This is a genomic window from Pantoea sp. DY-17 (assembly GCF_019795975.1).
Classification (GTDB): Bacteria; Pseudomonadota; Gammaproteobacteria; order Enterobacterales; family Enterobacteriaceae; genus Pantoea; species Pantoea leporis.
Genome location: NZ_JAIMIG010000002.1, coordinates 1 through 16,317 on the forward strand (window position 1 = coordinate 1; position 16,317 = coordinate 16,317).

Annotated in this window: 15 protein-coding genes; 12 read left to right on the forward strand and 3 right to left on the reverse strand. The window is 50.2% G+C overall.

All coding sequences use genetic code 11. The features are described 5' to 3' along the window. Together K5Y33_RS10450 and K5Y33_RS10455 are read left to right on the forward strand one after the other, a co-directional pair. Window positions 1-1,432: fimbria/pilus outer membrane usher protein (locus K5Y33_RS10450; RefSeq protein WP_222233873.1), on the forward strand; the 1,432-nt coding region annotated here is incomplete at its 5' end. A 76-nt stretch (window positions 1,433-1,508) separates the two neighbouring features. After that, window positions 1,509-2,489 carry a fimbrial protein gene (locus K5Y33_RS10455; RefSeq protein ID WP_255610290.1) on the forward strand — a complete coding sequence of 327 codons (981 nt, stop codon included), beginning with the start codon at window positions 1,509-1,511 and terminating at the stop codon, window positions 2,487-2,489. Window positions 2,490-2,915: 426 nt separating this feature from the next. Here K5Y33_RS10455 and K5Y33_RS10460 read toward each other — a convergent pair whose 3' ends face one another. Both K5Y33_RS10460 and K5Y33_RS10465 read right to left on the reverse strand, forming a co-directional pair. Beyond that, a complete protein-coding gene (locus K5Y33_RS10460; RefSeq protein WP_222233875.1) occupies window positions 2,916-4,073 on the reverse strand; it encodes a glycosyltransferase in 1,158 nt (385 codons plus the stop codon). A 392-nt stretch (window positions 4,074-4,465) separates the two neighbouring features. After that, window positions 4,466-5,350, reverse strand: coding sequence for a LysR family transcriptional regulator (locus K5Y33_RS10465; RefSeq protein WP_110866803.1), 885 nt, complete (start codon window positions 5,348-5,350; stop codon window positions 4,466-4,468). Window positions 5,351-5,523: 173 nt separating this feature from the next. On the opposite strand from K5Y33_RS10465, the gene K5Y33_RS10470 reads away from it, so the two are divergent. From K5Y33_RS10470 to K5Y33_RS10495, 6 genes are all read left to right on the forward strand, one after another. Next, complete coding sequence (locus K5Y33_RS10470; protein WP_222233876.1) at window positions 5,524-6,660, forward strand: alpha/beta hydrolase; 1,137 nt, start codon at window positions 5,524-5,526, stop codon at window positions 6,658-6,660. Window positions 6,661-6,967: 307 nt separating this feature from the next. Continuing rightward, window positions 6,968-8,149, forward strand: coding sequence for an MFS transporter (locus K5Y33_RS10475; protein ID WP_222233877.1), 1,182 nt, complete (start codon window positions 6,968-6,970; stop codon window positions 8,147-8,149). Window positions 8,150-8,243: 94 nt separating this feature from the next. After that, window positions 8,244-8,726 (forward strand): glutathione peroxidase, encoded by a 483-nt coding sequence (locus tag K5Y33_RS10480; RefSeq protein WP_101761592.1) that lies wholly within the window; start codon window positions 8,244-8,246, stop codon window positions 8,724-8,726. Window positions 8,727-8,884: 158 nt separating this feature from the next. Then, window positions 8,885-9,643 (forward strand): MurR/RpiR family transcriptional regulator, encoded by a 759-nt coding sequence (locus tag K5Y33_RS10485; protein ID WP_222233878.1) that lies wholly within the window; start codon window positions 8,885-8,887, stop codon window positions 9,641-9,643. A gap of 117 nt (window positions 9,644-9,760) precedes the next feature. After that, window positions 9,761-11,269, forward strand: a complete 1,509-nt coding sequence (locus K5Y33_RS10490) for a PTS transporter subunit EIIC (RefSeq protein ID WP_222233879.1) — start codon at window positions 9,761-9,763, stop codon at window positions 11,267-11,269. Between the two features lie 18 nt (window positions 11,270-11,287). Continuing rightward, complete coding sequence (locus tag K5Y33_RS10495) at window positions 11,288-12,721, forward strand: 6-phospho-beta-glucosidase (protein ID WP_222233880.1); 1,434 nt, start codon at window positions 11,288-11,290, stop codon at window positions 12,719-12,721. A 38-nt stretch (window positions 12,722-12,759) separates the two neighbouring features. Here K5Y33_RS10495 and K5Y33_RS10500 read toward each other — a convergent pair whose 3' ends face one another. Next, window positions 12,760-13,446 (reverse strand): hypothetical protein, encoded by a 687-nt coding sequence (locus K5Y33_RS10500; protein WP_217548553.1) that lies wholly within the window; start codon window positions 13,444-13,446, stop codon window positions 12,760-12,762. 178 nt (window positions 13,447-13,624) lie between these two features. On the opposite strand from K5Y33_RS10500, the gene K5Y33_RS10505 reads away from it, so the two are divergent. From K5Y33_RS10505 to K5Y33_RS10520, 4 genes are all read left to right on the forward strand, one after another. Further along, a complete protein-coding gene (locus tag K5Y33_RS10505; RefSeq protein WP_101761588.1) occupies window positions 13,625-13,978 on the forward strand; it encodes a DUF1428 domain-containing protein in 354 nt (117 codons plus the stop codon). A 224-nt stretch (window positions 13,979-14,202) separates the two neighbouring features. After that, window positions 14,203-14,844 carry a LysE family translocator gene (locus K5Y33_RS10510; protein WP_101761587.1) on the forward strand — a complete coding sequence of 214 codons (642 nt, stop codon included), beginning with the start codon at window positions 14,203-14,205 and terminating at the stop codon, window positions 14,842-14,844. Between the two features lie 121 nt (window positions 14,845-14,965). Further along, a complete protein-coding gene (locus tag K5Y33_RS10515) occupies window positions 14,966-15,829 on the forward strand; it encodes a substrate-binding domain-containing protein (RefSeq protein ID WP_217548363.1) in 864 nt (287 codons plus the stop codon). A gap of 26 nt (window positions 15,830-15,855) precedes the next feature. Further along, window positions 15,856-16,206, forward strand: coding sequence for a DUF3147 family protein (locus K5Y33_RS10520; protein ID WP_222233881.1), 351 nt, complete (start codon window positions 15,856-15,858; stop codon window positions 16,204-16,206). Window positions 16,207-16,317 lie beyond the last annotated feature (111 nt).

The window sequence follows — 16,317 nt, forward strand, 5'->3', positions numbered from 1 at the left end:
TCCCGTCATGCTGCGGGAAGGGCGCATAAAGTATGCGCTGAGCGTAGGTGAATACCGAACCACGAAGCATGGCGCGCTAACGCCTTCATTCGGTCTGGGCACGCTCGCCTATGGCCTCAACAATAATCTCACGCTGTACGGCGGCGTCCTGGGGGCAAGCAACTATGCGTCAGGTGTATTCGGTACCGGCCTTAGCTTTGGCGATATAGGTTCGCTCTCGGCAGACATCACCGCTGCCGAGAGCCAACTCGTTGATGAGAAAAACCGGCGCAGCCGGGGACAGTCGTATCGTGTGCAATATTCAAAAACGGTGGCCGCGACCGATACCACCGTGACGCTCGCCAGCTATCGCTACTCCACGGAAGGGTTTTATACCTTCCAGGAGGTGAATGAATTCAGCAGCCAGCGCTACAACAAGCGAAGCCGACTGCAGCTCAACCTTAGTCAGTCGCTGCAAAGTTGGGGAAATTTTTATATTGCGGCTTACCAGCAGGACTACTGGAGCAAACGGGGCTATGAACGCAACGTCAGTACCGGCTTTAACACCAGTATCAGCGATATCAATTATTCACTCGGCTACACCTATAGCGAAACGCCAGGCAAAGACCGTAAGGACCAGATTATAGCCTTTAGCCTGCAGGTTCCCCTGAGCAAATGGCTATCGCAAAGCTGGGCCAGCTACAGCGTGAATATGCAAAAAAACGGTCCTGAAACGCACCAGGTGGGGCTGAGCGGCACCGCGCTCGACGATAATAACCTGAGCTACATGGTCCAGCAGGGCTATACCTCGTCGGGCGGTGAATCGAGAAGCTCGCTGAGTGGAACCTACAAGGGCGGCCACGGCACCGTGAGCGCCGGCTACAACCAAAGCCTACAGAACAGTCAGCTTAATTTCGGCCTACAGGGGGGGATTATCGGCCATGAGCATGGCGTGACGTTCTCTCAGCCGTTAGGAGATACCGTAGTGCTACTGGAGGCACAGGGCGCATCCGGCGTGAGGGTGCGCAATAACCCCGGCGTTAAAACGGACTCGCGCGGGTACGCCGTGGTGCCTTATGCCAGTGCCTATCAGGAAAACCGTATTGCATTAGACACGGGTTCGCTGGGGGCAGACGTGGATGTGGCCGAGTCGGTGGTCAACGTTGTGCCTACGCGCGGCGCGGTGGTGCGCGCTACGTTCAATACGCGAACGGGGCGGCGCGCCCTAATAACGCTGATGTATCAGAATTCGCCTGTGCCTTTTGGCGCGACGGCAAAGCTCAACGAAAGCGATGCGATGAGCATTGTGGGAAGCGATGGCGAGGTTTATATGAGCGGTCTGAACGACGGTGACGGCATTACGGTACAGTGGGGAGCGAAAACCTGCCGCGCCAAAATAACCCTAAACGCGTTACCGGGTAAAATCCAACGTACTACTGCAGTATGTCGCTAAATTTCTCATTGCCTTGATTCGCATTATTACTCTTGCGAGAGAAGGCCTGCGCCTTGCTTAAATGAAGGAACATAAGATGTCCACCGTATTTAAAATCTCGATGGCTGCGATGGGTAGCGCCATCTCACTGAATGCCTTTGCGCTGTGTTCTGCAAATGACGTAGCGGTCAACTTTGATAACAATATTATCGTTCAGCGGGATGCGCCCGTCGGGACGGTATTAGCCACGATAACCACGAGTAATGCCATGCAATGTGACCCTGAGGGTCAGGTCATTGGATATGATGGCTCGTGGTTTATTCAGCTATCGGGGACGAATGCGGATTATGGCGCCTCGCCGCTGGCCAACGTACGGGCAACGGAGGTCCAGGGCATTGGCATCCGGTGGAAAAACTTTTCCAGCACAACCGGAACCAGCGAATTTATCACCAGATTGAACCTCAATAACGCGAGCTGGAGGCGAGGGATCCTTCAGAATGGCGTATCAACGTTCACGGATACCTTTGAGCTGATCAAAACGAGTACCACCCCGGCGACGGGCTCAATACCCGCGCTGACGCTAAATATGGAATACAGTACGCCGGTCAGTAATAACATTACTCGCCTGCCGCTTTATAAATATATATTTTCGCCAATCAATATCAGCACCGCATCCTGTCAAATTGGGGATAGTAATTTGAATATTAATATGGGAATTGCGCTGATGCCGAAGTTTACTGGCGTGGGCAGCATCCAAAATCCGGTAACGTTTTCCATACCGCTTATTTGTAGCGAACAGACCGCAGTAAATGTGACGCTGGATAACGTCAGCCCGCTTGCCGATCCTGCCAACGGAGTCTTGGGATTAAACAGTAGCTCGACAGCAAAAGGTTTGGGCATTCAGCTTAAGTATGACGATGTGCCCGTTCAGTTCGGCAAGCTTATTAAATACGGCACGACGACCTCGCCAGGAGAGGTCGTCAATATTCCCTTCAAGGCCGCGTATTACATGACCTCAACCAATGCACGCTCAGGATCGTTGAGCGCCACGGCGTCTTTTACCATGACCTATCACTAACCAAAATTATTTATAATGGCGCGCTTATGACGTAACCAAGAGAAATTTTAGTCACGAGCTAGATAAAATTCGCTATCTCTTCATATAGCGCAAAAGCTTATAGCGACTCAATAAATGTGACAAACATCATTAGCGCTGATGCTGTGCACTACGGTTATTAACTGGAAACAGATTAGCCCACTATTTCTTCGCTATTTACTCGGTTGATACCCTATCCACATCGCTATTATCCCCTGAAATAAAATTATAGATTTCGGCGTGATGCGTCACGTGACCTCAGGGACAATCATGTTTCGTATAGCCGGCTTGACTACGACGGCTGCCGCTTTACTTAGCTCACCTGATGCCCGAGCGCAACTGTCACATACCTGACTGGATGCTAATACCGAGTAGAAGGACGGTACCCGATTAGATAAGCCTTTTATTTTATTCGGTCTTCACACCCATATATATCGTATTGAGTCGCTTTCTAAATAATATTGGATCGTGTTCCAGACATATTCGCGCTAACGAATTTTTAGCACGCTCTGATACGATTTTTCTATCGCTGATAATTTGCAATATATAGGTTTTAAGCTGAGATATGATGGCACTTCTCAGAGAGGTTTTGTCACTTACTGATGCCACCGTCAGCTCCAACATCGGATTCAGGGGGCAGCGAATCAGCCAGCCGGCATTTTCCGGATTGATTTCCGGCAAGGCTCTGACATTCGTCGTTATTACCGGGCAGCCGCAGGCCTGCATTTCCAGAACGGAAAAGCCGTATGTCTCCTGCCATGTGGGCAGCAGCCCGACATCAGAGGTCTTAATCAACGCCAGTACCGCGTCGTTGGTCAGCGACGTATGGTGCTGGAATAGGGGGCATTCACGAAGTGTGTCCTCCACGTTTCTTCTAAATGCGTCATCATCCTGGAACGCCTGGTGAGCCACGTTATGCGTTCTGCCAGGATCACCTACCAGATTTACGCGTACGTCGTTCACACTTATCAGGTTTTCCCTTAATAACTGGCTAAAGGCTAGTACAACTTCTGCCCCTCCTTTGCGATAGAACTCCTTGCCCACGAAGGTAAAATTCAGCGGACCTTTTTCAACCAGAGCAATTTTTTCCTGCAGTACCGGTTGCGGGGGATGCAGTACGTGCAGTTTGGGCCCAATGATAGCCTGCTCCCTGGGGAAATGTTCCAGCAGCCGCAGTTGGATCTGTCGTGTGGCTTCTGAGATAGCGATGATACCTTTGCAGCGCGGAGAGCAGACGTACCGGAGTTCCCGCGCCAGCTCGGGGTTGGCAAATTTGGGTATTCCCTCAACGGGAAGAACACGGGGCAGTTCGGTTTCAAAGGTCGCTACCCAGTCGCCTGGCCCCGAAGAAACTTCGTTAAAAAGGTGGATAATGTCCGCATCACCTGAAGACATCAGGGGCAGCGGTCGAAAAATAAAGAGTTTATTTTTATGCAATAAGCGCCGCCTTATAACGTTGATCCAGGTCCAGATATTTCTGGGACGGTAATCCAGATAGCGATTTGCAGGGTCTGTAATGATGTTTCTCTTTTCTGGGTAGCCGTTTCCACCGACGATAATCTTCATTCTTCCCCCTGCTGGCGAGTGCAAAAAATTAACAGAATTAATTTAAATGTCCTCGTTATTGAGAGGATAAAAGAATATTTGGGTTATGTAAGGCTATGGTTTTTCAGATAAGCTCTGAATTCATCTTGATTATTCAGACTGTTGATACCAGAGCAAAATCTGCTTTTTGCGCCGCTTCCCAACATGTCAAATTATGCACGGCCAAACAGCAAAAATACGTGTATTTGCTGGTGTTTAATCGATTTCCAGAAAACGTCGGGAGGGAGAGTGCCAATGCTGATTAAAGTTTCAGGTTGCTAAGAAGCCTTTATTTACTTCAGGATTAATTAACAGTGGGCGAATGAGAGAGATGATGATATTGGCAGGTATACATATTTTCCATTGAAAACCTTTTAAATTCTCAATGTATCAATAACCGCGCGCAAAGCGGGTGACACATTGCGATGCGGATAATAGAGAAATGAAGCTTCCAGACGTTGGCTGTGCCGTTGCAGAACCCTGATCAGCTTTCCTTGTTCCAGATCCTCAGAAACCAGCTCTTCCGGGACATAAGCCAGCCCGAGCCCGAGAGTAGCGGCTTTCGCTTCCATATAGCTGTCAGCAAAAACCCATTGCCCTTGCGGCCTATGGGTGATTTTTTTGCCATCCTGATGAAGTTCCCAGGCATAAAGGCTGCCATCGCCTAACTGATAAGCGATGCAGGGATGAACGGCCAAATCTGCGGGGATCTGCGGAAAGCCGTAGCGACGAAAGTGTTCTGGCGTACCGACAACGGCCATCTCCATGTCGGGCGAAATGCGTACAGCGATCATGCCGCTGCCAACCTCCGGCCCCAGACGTACACCCGCATCGAATCTCTCCGCAATGATATCCACAAACCGGCTTTCGCTGATGAGCTCCAGTCTGATATCGGGATAGCGTTGTTTGAATACCGCAAGTTTTGGCAGGAGTACTTTATCTATCGCGTGCTGGCTGGCATTGATACGCACAGTACCGGATGGGGTCTGGCGATAGTGGGCCAGCTTAGCGAGCCCCATATCTAAAGCATCGAATCCTGACTCAACGGTTAGATAAAGCTGCTCACCGGCATGGGTGAGCGATAATCTGCGCGTGGTGCGAACAATGAGTTGAACGCCCAGTCTTTCTTCAAGTTCACGCACTGAACGACTGATACCTGATTGTGCCAGGCCAAGGCGTTTCGCCGCAGCGGTAAAACTCCCCTCGCGCACCACCAGCATGAACAGGTAGAGATCGTTGTAGTTTTCCCGTTTTGCCATCATCTCGCCCTTATGACTACATCGTTATTTGGAACAATTTGATATTAATCTTAGCAAAAATTCCCCTCTAATCAGAACGCATGCTGCTAACTAGAATGTGCACATTGCAACAAAGCACAGCAGCGTTGTCGGTATGAAACCTGCCTCTTTGATGTTTATTCAGGAGGATTTTAATGACTGTTTTCACTAAAAAATTGACAGCAGTGTTACCTGCAATGCTGCTATGCGCATCATTAAGTGGAGTTATAACGATGAGTTATGCTGATACCAGCAATCCGAACGCACCTATTTCGCTGGTCAAAAATTGGGATAAAACCTTTGCTGAAAGTACGAAAGTTGATCACCGTAAGGTTACCTTTCAGAACCGCTATGGGATCACTTTAGTTGGGGATCTTTATCTTCCAAAGGATCGCGGCGAGCGCAAGCTGGCAGCCATTGCCATCAGCGGGCCCTTCGGTGCAGTCAAAGAACAATCCAGCGGCCTGTACGCACAAACGCTGGCTGAAAAGGGATTTGTCACCCTTGCGTTTGACCCTTCATATACGGGCGAAAGTGGCGGCTACCCGCGTAATGTGGCGTCTCCGGATATCAATACTGAGGATTTCAGCGCGGCAATTGATTTCTTAGGTCTGCAAAATGAGGTGGACCGCGACCATATCGGGCTGCTCGGTATTTGCGGTCTGGGCGGCATGGCATTAAACGACGCTGCGATGGATACGCGCGTTAAAGCAGTAGCAACCAGCGTGATGTATGACATGAGCCGCGCGATGGGCCACGGCGTAGGCGATGGCAAAGATCGTTACACCAGCGCCGATCGTCGTGCTGTGTTGCAGTATCTGAACGCGCAGCGCTGGAAGGATGCGGAAAACGGCACTTTCGCGCCCGGTGGTCACGACATTGATGTTGACGAAAAAGGTAAAGTCAGCGCTTCTGAGCGTATTCTGCCGGAAACGTTACCCGCTAATCCAAATCCAGTCTTGAAAGAATTCTTTGATTATTACCGCATGCCACGCGGTTTCCATGCGCGTTCGGTCAACTCAACCGGCGCATGGAATGCAACAATGCCACTGTCATTTATGAATATGCCGCTGCTGAGTTATGCAAATGAAATCACTATCCCTGCGCTTGTTGTGACCGGTGAAAAAGCCCATTCACGTTATTTTGCTGAAGACGCTTTTAAGGCGATCGGGAGTAAAAAGAAAGAGCTGGTGATTATTCCCGGGGCAAATCATGTGGACTTATATGACAACGTGGCTGGAAAGATCCCGTTTGCTAAGTTTGAACAATTTTTCAAATCAAATTTAAGGTAACTTTTTGAAATAATTTGCATTTACCATGCCACCTCTACTTCACGGCTGGCATTAACTCCCCTGATGCCGTTCAGTTAAGCGCCGTATCAAATCGCCGCACCTTTTGTAGCGGCGCGATTTATCGCGCAATGAATTGCGCCGCTACAATGCGTGCTCTCGGTAATTACGGGTTTTCATGTCTTAACTGACGAGCATTAGGCATTAACTCGCCTGATGTAACGCAGTGAAATGATGATGTTATTCCCTGAAAAGCGCATCTCCCACTTTCGCCTGAATCAGGTCGGATCGATTTGAAGAGTAGTTGATAATGTCCACAGTAAATATTAAATCCTCTCACCATAAAACTCAGTCGTATTGGGGGGGCGTTTTTGCCATGACGCTCTGCGTTTTTGTATTGATCGCTTCTGAATTTATGCCGGTCAGTCTGCTAACACCTATTGCCCGCGACTTGCATGTCACGGAAGGACTGGCAGGACAGGGAATTGCCATCTCTGGCGCGCTGGCGGTGATTACCAGCCTGACTATCTCCCGCATTGCCGGGGACCTGAATCGGAAATATCTTCTGCTGGGACTAACGATTTTGATGGCGGTATCGGCAATCATTGTCGCGCTGGCGGCCAGTTATTCGGTTTATATGCTCGGGAGAGCGTTGATTGGAATCGTCATCGGTGGATTCTGGTCAATGTCGGCCGCAACAGCCATTCGGCTGGTACCGCAGCACAAGGTTACCCGCGCGCTGGCGACTTTTAACGGCGGGAACGCGCTGGCCACCGTTGTGGCGGCACCGCTGGGTAGCTACCTGGGGGCGACTGTCGGATGGCGGGGTGCCTTTTTATGTCTGGTACCGCTTGCGATAGTTGCGTTCATCTGGCAATGCCTCAGCCTGCCTTCGATGGAAAGCGATAATGCGCGCAAGCCACAGGGATCGGTGCTTGGTCTTTTCAGAGCCTCTATCGTATCAATGGGGCTGTTGGCTTGCGGACTCTTCTTTATGGGGCAGTTTTCCTTATTTACCTACGTGCGACCGTTTCTGGAGAACGTGACCAGAGTGAGCGCGCCTGGCCTGTCCTGGATTTTACTTGCTATAGGCGCAGCAGGTTTTATCGGCACAACGTTTGTTTCGACCTTCCTGAACTCAAGGTTTTATTCGACATTAATCTTGATACCACTGCTTATGTCAGCGATTGCCGGTACGTTACTTTTGTTTGGCCACAGCATGTGGATTGTTGCCGTTTTGCTGAGCCTGTGGGGAATGCTTGCGACATCCGCGCCAACCGGATGGTGGACATGGCTCGCGCGGACGCTACCCGAAGATGCAGAGGCAGGTGGTGGTCTGATGGTTGCTGTCATCCAACTCTCCATTGCGCTTGGATCAACCGTTGGGGGTTTAATTTTCGACAGTCTGGGTTGGCAAAGTGCTTTCGGCTTGAGTGGTTTATTACTTCTTGGTGCGGTAGTCATGACGTTTCACACATCACGTCTAACATGAATCACAGGCGCTTTAATCATAGAATAAGGCGCAGAGGCCGCTGATTAAAGCACCGTCTTTAATGCCGAACTGATTCTGCTCTGAGGATTGATACATGACCACCTTTCATCAACTTAATGCCATCAGCTTGCGAGGCCAGCCCATCTCTATGGCCGATTACGCCGGGAAGCTGGTTCTGGTGGTGAATACCGCCAGCCATTGTGGATTTACTCCTCAATATGCAGGCCTTGAAGCGCTCTACAAGAAGTACGCGGACAATGGGCTGATGATATTGGGTTTCCCCTGCAATCAGTTTGGCAAGCAGGAACCTGGCGGAGCAGATGATATCGCGCAGACCTGCCTCATCAACTACGGTGTGAGCTTCCCGATGTTCGAGAAAGTCGAGGTTAACGGCGCCGCAACGCACCCCGTATTTCGCTACCTGAAAGCCGAATTACCCGGTGTGTTGGGCGGGCGGATCAAATGGAACTTTACTAAGTTTCTGATCGGGCGTGACGGCAAACCGATCAAGCGATTTGCACCGATCACCAAACCAGAAAAAATGGAAGCGACGATCCTTACTGCGCTGGAAAACTAATATGCATTCCGCCATGCTTGATCCAAATTGTGCGAGCTATCACAATTAATACAATTTCTTTTGGTTTGCCGCGCGGGTTTACTCGTTAAACATCCCTCAGATGTCACGGTTTGTGACATGATAAGCGTCATAATTGAATCGTCAGGATGTTTGAATAGATGTTTAACGCCAGAAAACTATCAACCTTAAATGCCCTCGAAAGCAGCGTGCATAATTACATTATTAAAAACATTAATGCCGTTATTTATATGACGATAAGAGAGCTAGCTGATAATTGTGGCGTATCTACCGCGACTGTTCTGAGATTCTGTAAAAAAATGGATTTCAAAGGTTACTCAGAACTCAAAGCGAGTATGAAGTTGCACCTGAACAAAAATAGCACATTACTGATTCCTCATGGAGCTGAGGAAATATTGACCTTTTTTAAAAGCATCAGAAACGATGAATTTGATGAGATGATCAACCAGGCGGCTCAATACATTCGTGATGCCGAACGGGTGTTCTTTGCTGGCGCAGGCAGCTCTGGCACGCTTGGCAGGTATGGTGCGCGTTTCTTCTCTAATGTAGGCAAGTTCAGTAATCACATTGATGATCCCTATTATCCGGTGAGTACCGATATGGTGCAGAGTTCAGTGGCTATCGTACTTTCTGTCTCTGGCGAAACTCCCGAAATATTGAAGCTTGCCAGGCAGTTTGTTATTCACAAGTGCAAAGTAATTTCTATTACCTGTAACCCGGATTCAACACTGGCAAAACTTTCTGACTTTATTGTTCCTTACCATGTTTCTCGCATTTTGATAGAAAGCGAATACGATATTACCACTCAGGTTCCGGTCATTTTTATTCTTGAATCGATAGGCAGAAAGCTGGTGGTGAATAATGTGAGCGATATGTCACGCGGTGTGACATTTTTGTAATTAGCGACCCGTTATAACATATTGTGACCTCGTGACATTGCCGGGATGATTTTCTAACATTGCCGGAATTAGTCCGCTCCTGACGGGCTGAATTCCCTCTGGCAATGGAAGAAAACCATGGCAATAGATTATGCGGATTCTGCGAAAGAGATCGTTAGACTGATAGGTAGCGATAATAATGTGATAAGTGTGACACATTGCGCTACACGTCTGAGGTTTGTGCTGAAAGATTATTCTCTGGTCGAGGTTGAATCACTAAAGCGGGTAAAAGGCGTTATCACCGCGATGCAGGCCAGCGGCCAGATGCAGGTGGTGATTGGTAATCACGTTGGTGATGCTTACCGCGAAGTGCAGAATCTACTCACTTTCGACGAAAGTGCAGCGGTACCACAGCCTAATATCGGTATCGTTAGCCGCATTATGGATATCATCTCCAGCATATTTGCGCCTTTTCTCTATCCACTGGCAGCCTGCGGTGTGCTGCAGGGCATCATTTCGCTGCTGACCGCCATCGACCTAATGGATCCGGCAAGCGGCACTTATCGCATCCTTAACTTCGTTTCGTGGACCGGCTTTACCTTCCTGCCCGTGATGGTTGCGTTTACCGCCGCCAAAAAATTCAACGTCAATCCGTTCACAGCGGTTATCTCCGCCTGCGCGCTGGTGTCGCCGGATTACCTGAATATGTTGACGGCCAACAAAATCCTCACCGCCAACTCAGCCGATCCCGCAGTGCAGGCTTTGATGAAGGGCGCGGTTGAAAATCCCGAGATTTCAAAGGTAATGGTGCAGATCGCTGGCATTCCGCTTGATGCCGCGCCGCTGACCTTTATGGGGCTGCCGGTAGAGTATTTGAGTTACACCTCGTCGGTAATCCCCATTATTTTGATGGTGTGGGGCATGTCGTATGTACAGCGTTTCTTCGAGCGCCTGCTTCCGATGGTGATACGCAACCTGTTCACGCCCATGTTCTGCCTCGCCATCATGGTTCCGTTCACGCTTCTGGCATTTGGCCCGATCGGCAATATGATCGGCGGCGCCATCGGTGGCGTCTACAACACCCTTTATCATCTCAGCCCTGCCATTGCCGGATTTGTGGTTGGTGCCTTGTGGATGCCACTGGTTACCTTGGGCGTGCATTGGGGCATCACGCCAGTGACCGTCGGTAACTATGCCACCCTGGGCTACGACACCTTTACCGGTCTGCAAGCCTCCGCGGTATTCGGTATGGCGGGCGCGGTGCTGGGCGTATACCTGAAGGCGAAAGACGCTGAGCTTAAGCGCATGGCGCTTTCTGCGGGTGTAACGGCGCTGTTCGGCATCACTGAACCCGCCATTTACGGTGTGGCTCTGCGTCTTAAACGACCGATGATTTGTGGCTGCCTGGCGGGCGCTGCCGGCGGCATGATCGCCGGGGCTTTCAACGCGGTTTCATGGAGTTACTGCATTCCCGGCATTGCCGTCCTGCCGGTGTTCTTTAAAGAGGGGCACATGACGCAGTTCCTCGGCTTCCTGGTATCCATATTCGTCGCCTTCATATTGGGCATGGTTTTCTCCTGGGTCGCGGGATTCAAAGAAAACAGCCAACCTGACGTTCGCTCTGTGCCGCAGCCTGGCACCCTCTGATAAATAGAGATACAGATTATGAATAAGCAATTTCCAGAAAATTTCATGTGGGGCGGTGCTGTTGCCGCTCATCAGGTCGAGGGAGCCTGGGATAAAGGCGGTAAAGGCCCGAGCATAGTCGATGTCCTGACCAGCGGGGCGCACGGTGTTGATCGCGTCATCACCGCCGACATTCAGGATGACTGCTTTTATGCCAATCACGAGGCATCAGACTTTTACCATCGCTATCCTGAGGATATCGCGCTGTTGGCAGAAATGGGCTTCCGCTGCTTCCGCACCTCAATTGCCTGGTCGCGTATTTTTCCACGCGGCGATGAAGCCGAGCCGAACGAAGAGGGGTTGCATTTTTACGATGCGCTATTCGATGAGCTGCTGAAATACGGGATTGAACCGGTAATTACGCTGTCCCATTTTGAGATGCCAAACTTCCTGGTAACCGAATATGGCGGCTGGAAAAATAGAAAAGTTTTGGACTTCTTTGTCCACTTCAGCGCGGTGGTCATTAATCGTTTCCAGCACAAAGTAAAATACTGGATGACCTTCAACGAAATTAATAATCAGCGCAACTGGAAAACCCCGCTGTTTGGTTATTGCTGCTCGGGCGTCATTTTTACCCACGAGCCTAATCCTGAAGAGTGCATGTATCAGGTTCTGCACCATCAATTTGTGGCGAGTGCTCAAGTGGTGAAGTTGGGACATGAAATTAATCCTGCACTACAAATTGGCTGCATGATCGCCATGGTGCCGCTCTATCCGTTTTCCTGTCATCCGGATGACGTGATGTATGCTCAGGAAGCGATGAGGGAGCGATTCCTATTCAGTGACGTGCACATGCGCGGTCATTATCCGGCTTATATTCTCAATGAATGGCAACGCAAGGGATACCACATTGCAATGGAAGCCGATGATGCGCAGATCCTGCGGGAAGGCTGTGCCGATTATATCGGGCTGAGCTATTACATGAGTAATGCGGTCAGTAAAGAAAATGCCGGCAGCGGGACGGCGCTTTCAGGCTTTGAGGGCAGCGTACCGAATCCGCACGTTAAAGCTTCAGATTGGGGCTGGCAGATCGATCCGGTTGGGCTGCGTTATGTGCTGAATATTCTTTATGAGCGTTACGAAAAGCCGCTGTTCGTGGTGGAAAACGGTTTTGGTGCCATCGACAAAATGGATGAAAAGGGCGAGATCAATGATGACTACCGCATCGATTATCTGCGGGAGCATATTGAACAAATGAAGAAAGCCGTGACCGAAGATGGCGTCGATCTTATGGGATATACCCCTTGGGGATGTATTGACTGCGTATCTTTCACCACCGGCCAATACAGCAAGCGCTATGGTTTTATTTACGTAAATAAAAACGATGATGGTAGCGGAGATTTTTCCCGCTCGAAGAAAAAGAGTTTTGACTGGTATCGCCGGGTCATCGCCAGCAACGGCGAAGAACTTTAGCGAAATATGTGCGACAGGGATGTCGCACATTGAGATCCTTATGGCTTCTCTTTTTCGTCTTCAACTGGAATCAGCGGTTCATCAATAGCGATGGATGAATTGGATTTCAGCAACTGAATATCCAGAATCACGTAGGTCATGGTGGTGATGAACAGTGAAATCACGCTGCCAATCACGCCGCTGGTGGTGAACGTGAAATAGTTATACATCACCACCCAGGTCACACAAATATACAGCGCTAGCGCAACGTTAATTGCCGATTGCGAATAATCAGTGGTGCGTGATCCCATTTCATTAATTTGCCGACTGAAATTCGCGCCGCTGTATTTCTCCAGCACAAATATTCCCTGTTCCCAATTACGCAAGCGTCGAGCGCCACTGCGAGTCAGAAATACGTACAGCAGCGAGATGAATAAACCAGAAAAAGCAATCAGTACCGGCACCGCTTCCAGCGCGTAAGCGAGGCTTTTATGGCTCGATGCCTGCGGCGTGAGATCCAGCGTTAACGACGCACCGAGTGCGGCATATAAAAATACAAACAGTAGCAGAAACAGCGCGTTGCGGCGCCAGTCGAGGTCGGCTTCGTGATTCTTCTGCTGTCGTGCGCTGTGTAGCGCCTGCTGTAATAAGGTGGCATCGGTGGATGCGGTGTCAATACTCTCAATCTCTTCACCCAACAAACGGTGAATAAACGGCTGATCGGCCGGTTCAATGGTGATGCGCATAGATTTCTCGGTGACGTAACGATCAAAGGCGTCAGTGTAACGTAAATCGTCTGGCGCGCGCAGAATCTGCGAGTAAGCGCGCAAATTTTCATCTCTGTTTCGGCTCAGCTTGCACATCATTTATACAATTAATGCGCGGTTATTACTGACCGCGCAAATGACGACGGAGTAACGAGCTATGTCGTATGTAGATGGTTTTGTTGTAGCGGTGCCGGAGGCTAATAAGGAGGATTATCGTGCCATGGCGGCTAAAGCCGCACCGCTGTTTAAAGAGTTTGGCGCCACGCGTGTTGTCGAGTGCTGGGCAGACGATGTTCCCGAAGGCGCGCAGACCGATTTTTATCGCGCGGTAAAAGCCGAAGAGGGCGAAACGGTGGTGTTCAGCTGGATCGAATACCCATCGCAGGAAGTACGTGACGCCGCCAATGCCAAAATGATGTCCGATCCGCGTATGAAAGAGATGGGCGAGAATATGCCGTTCGATGGTAAGCGTATGATCTATGGTGGATTCGCGATTTTGCTGGAGGCGTAGTTGAGCATTTGCAACTGCAGTGAACCGTAGCGGCGCAATTTATTGCGCGGTAATTCGCGCCGCTACAAAATGTACGGTGATTTGATGCGGTACTTAATTGATCGGCCTACGCGATTTATTGCGCTATTTTTTTAATCATTGTGTGTCTCTTACTTCTATTGTGTGCAATTAATTGCGCCGCTACGATAGGCGCTGGAATTATTCACCTTTCACAAGGAGTCACTATGCTGGATATCACGCACTTTCCGCTTTTCCTCGCATCCGTATTTCTGCTGTGTATTACACCGGGACCGGATTTAGCTTATGTCGTAGGACAAAGCGTAGCGAATGGACGACGTAGCGGTGTGATATCAGCGAGTGGCGTAGCGCTAGGAAGTTGCACGCATGCCATTGCCAGCGCCGTCGGTTTGACGGCGCTAATTACCGCTTCGCCACTGTTATTTACGGTGATTAAATATATCGGTGCGGCGTATTTAATTTATCTGGGCAGTAAAATGGTGTGGGGAACTTTTTTTAGCCGTGAAGAAGAGAAAACACCGCAGGCTGAAATTCCACGCTCTAATACGCGCAGCTTATTAATTCGCGGTTTTATTACATCGATTACCAATCCAAAAGTATTGCTGTTTTTCATCTCCTTCTTTCCACAATTCGTGGTAGTTGATGGCGATCATCATGCCAGCTCGTTTCTGTTGCTCGGCCTGACGTATGCGGTTGTGGGTTTAATGACTGACGTGATATTTGCTCTGGTTGCTGGCAGCGCGGCTAGCGCGGTGTCGCGCAATGTGATGTTGCAGAAATTGCTTGATCGTGTGGTGGGCATCACCTTTATCGGTTTAGGCGTGCGCCTGGCGCTGACGCGTCGTTAACAAATTCATCTTAGGAACAACGGCCAGCGATTGGCGCTCGCGGATTATTCGGGTAACGTGGAATGCTTAACTTTGTTACCTACAATAATTACCGCACGCTAAGTTGCAGGAGAGTCATTTCATGGCCGTTAATTCTAATATCGTCGGCATTGTCAGCGATGAGTTCATCAATCCCAACACCGTAAAGCTGCTTAATGAAGTCACGCGCCAGTTGAATGAGCGTGGTTTTATTACGCTGCTGCTGAATGCGAATTCCCGCGAAAGTTTTCAAAGCGCGCTGCGTAATGCGGCGCAACTTCCTGTCGGCGGCTTGGTTTTTCTGACTTCGCTGTTTAGCGATGAATTGAGTGTGTCGGCCGAGATTCTGCCGCAGACGGCAACGGTTCATCTCAGCCACAGCGCCAGCGCGGATGCTAACGTTGTGATTGCGGATGGTTATGACGCAGGCGAAGAGATGGGACTGCTGCTGCTGTCGCAAGGTCATCAACGTTTCGGCTTTATGCACAGTCAGGAAAATAGCGCGCCGGCGCGCCAGATGGACGGTTTTGTCGCTAGCCTGCAAGCTGAACAGAAAGAACTGAATATCGAGCTCTCTGCCGGTGGCAACGATCGCGAACTGGCTTATCAGGCAATGATGGCGTACTTGAAGAAAACGCGCGCTGCCGAGCGCATCAATGCGCTGTTTTGCGAAAGTGATGTGCTGGCGTTCGGCGCGTTACAAGCGGTGCGCGACTTCGCGCAAGGCGCACATGTTGCGGTGGTGGGTTTTGATGATGTCGATGAGGCGCGCGCGTCAACCTGGCATCTCACCAGTTGGGCGCAGCGAAGGGATTTGCTGGTGGCCGAAGCGCTGAATCGTTTACTGGAAAACCGTGCCGATACCAGTAACGCCTGGCAGCAGGGCGAATTGCAGGTGCGCCATTCACATCACGGCAAACATGTGCCGGGCGAAATGTCGCAGTGCGGATGTGCGATTCGGCATTAATCGCCTGCAGCAGGAAGGAGAATCGGATGCTCTGGCTCATCGCCAAATACGCCATAACCGCTGGCATGGTGGTGCTGATATCTGAAGTGGCTAAGCGTAGCGATCGCCTTGGCGGGCTGATTGCCGCACTGCCTTTGGTGACGGTGCTGGTGCTGATCTGGATGAAGCTGGAAGGCCAAAGTCAGGCCAAAATTGCCAGTCACGCGTGGTACACCTTCTGGTATGTGGTGCCGACCTTGCCGATGTTTGTCGCCTTTCCATTTCTCTATCAACGCCTCGGATTCTGGCCGACGTTGATCGCGAGTTGCGTGCTCACCATCTTGCTATTTCTGCTTTGGGCCACGCTGCTCAAGCGTTTTGGTATTGAGTTGGTGTAAGTTTATTAGGATAACGCTTCACCAATATCCGATCTTGCAATGCATCCATCTGCATTTCAGGAATAAGCTGAGTCAGCAGGCTGCTCTCGGCGAAAGGCGATCCTTCCGGTC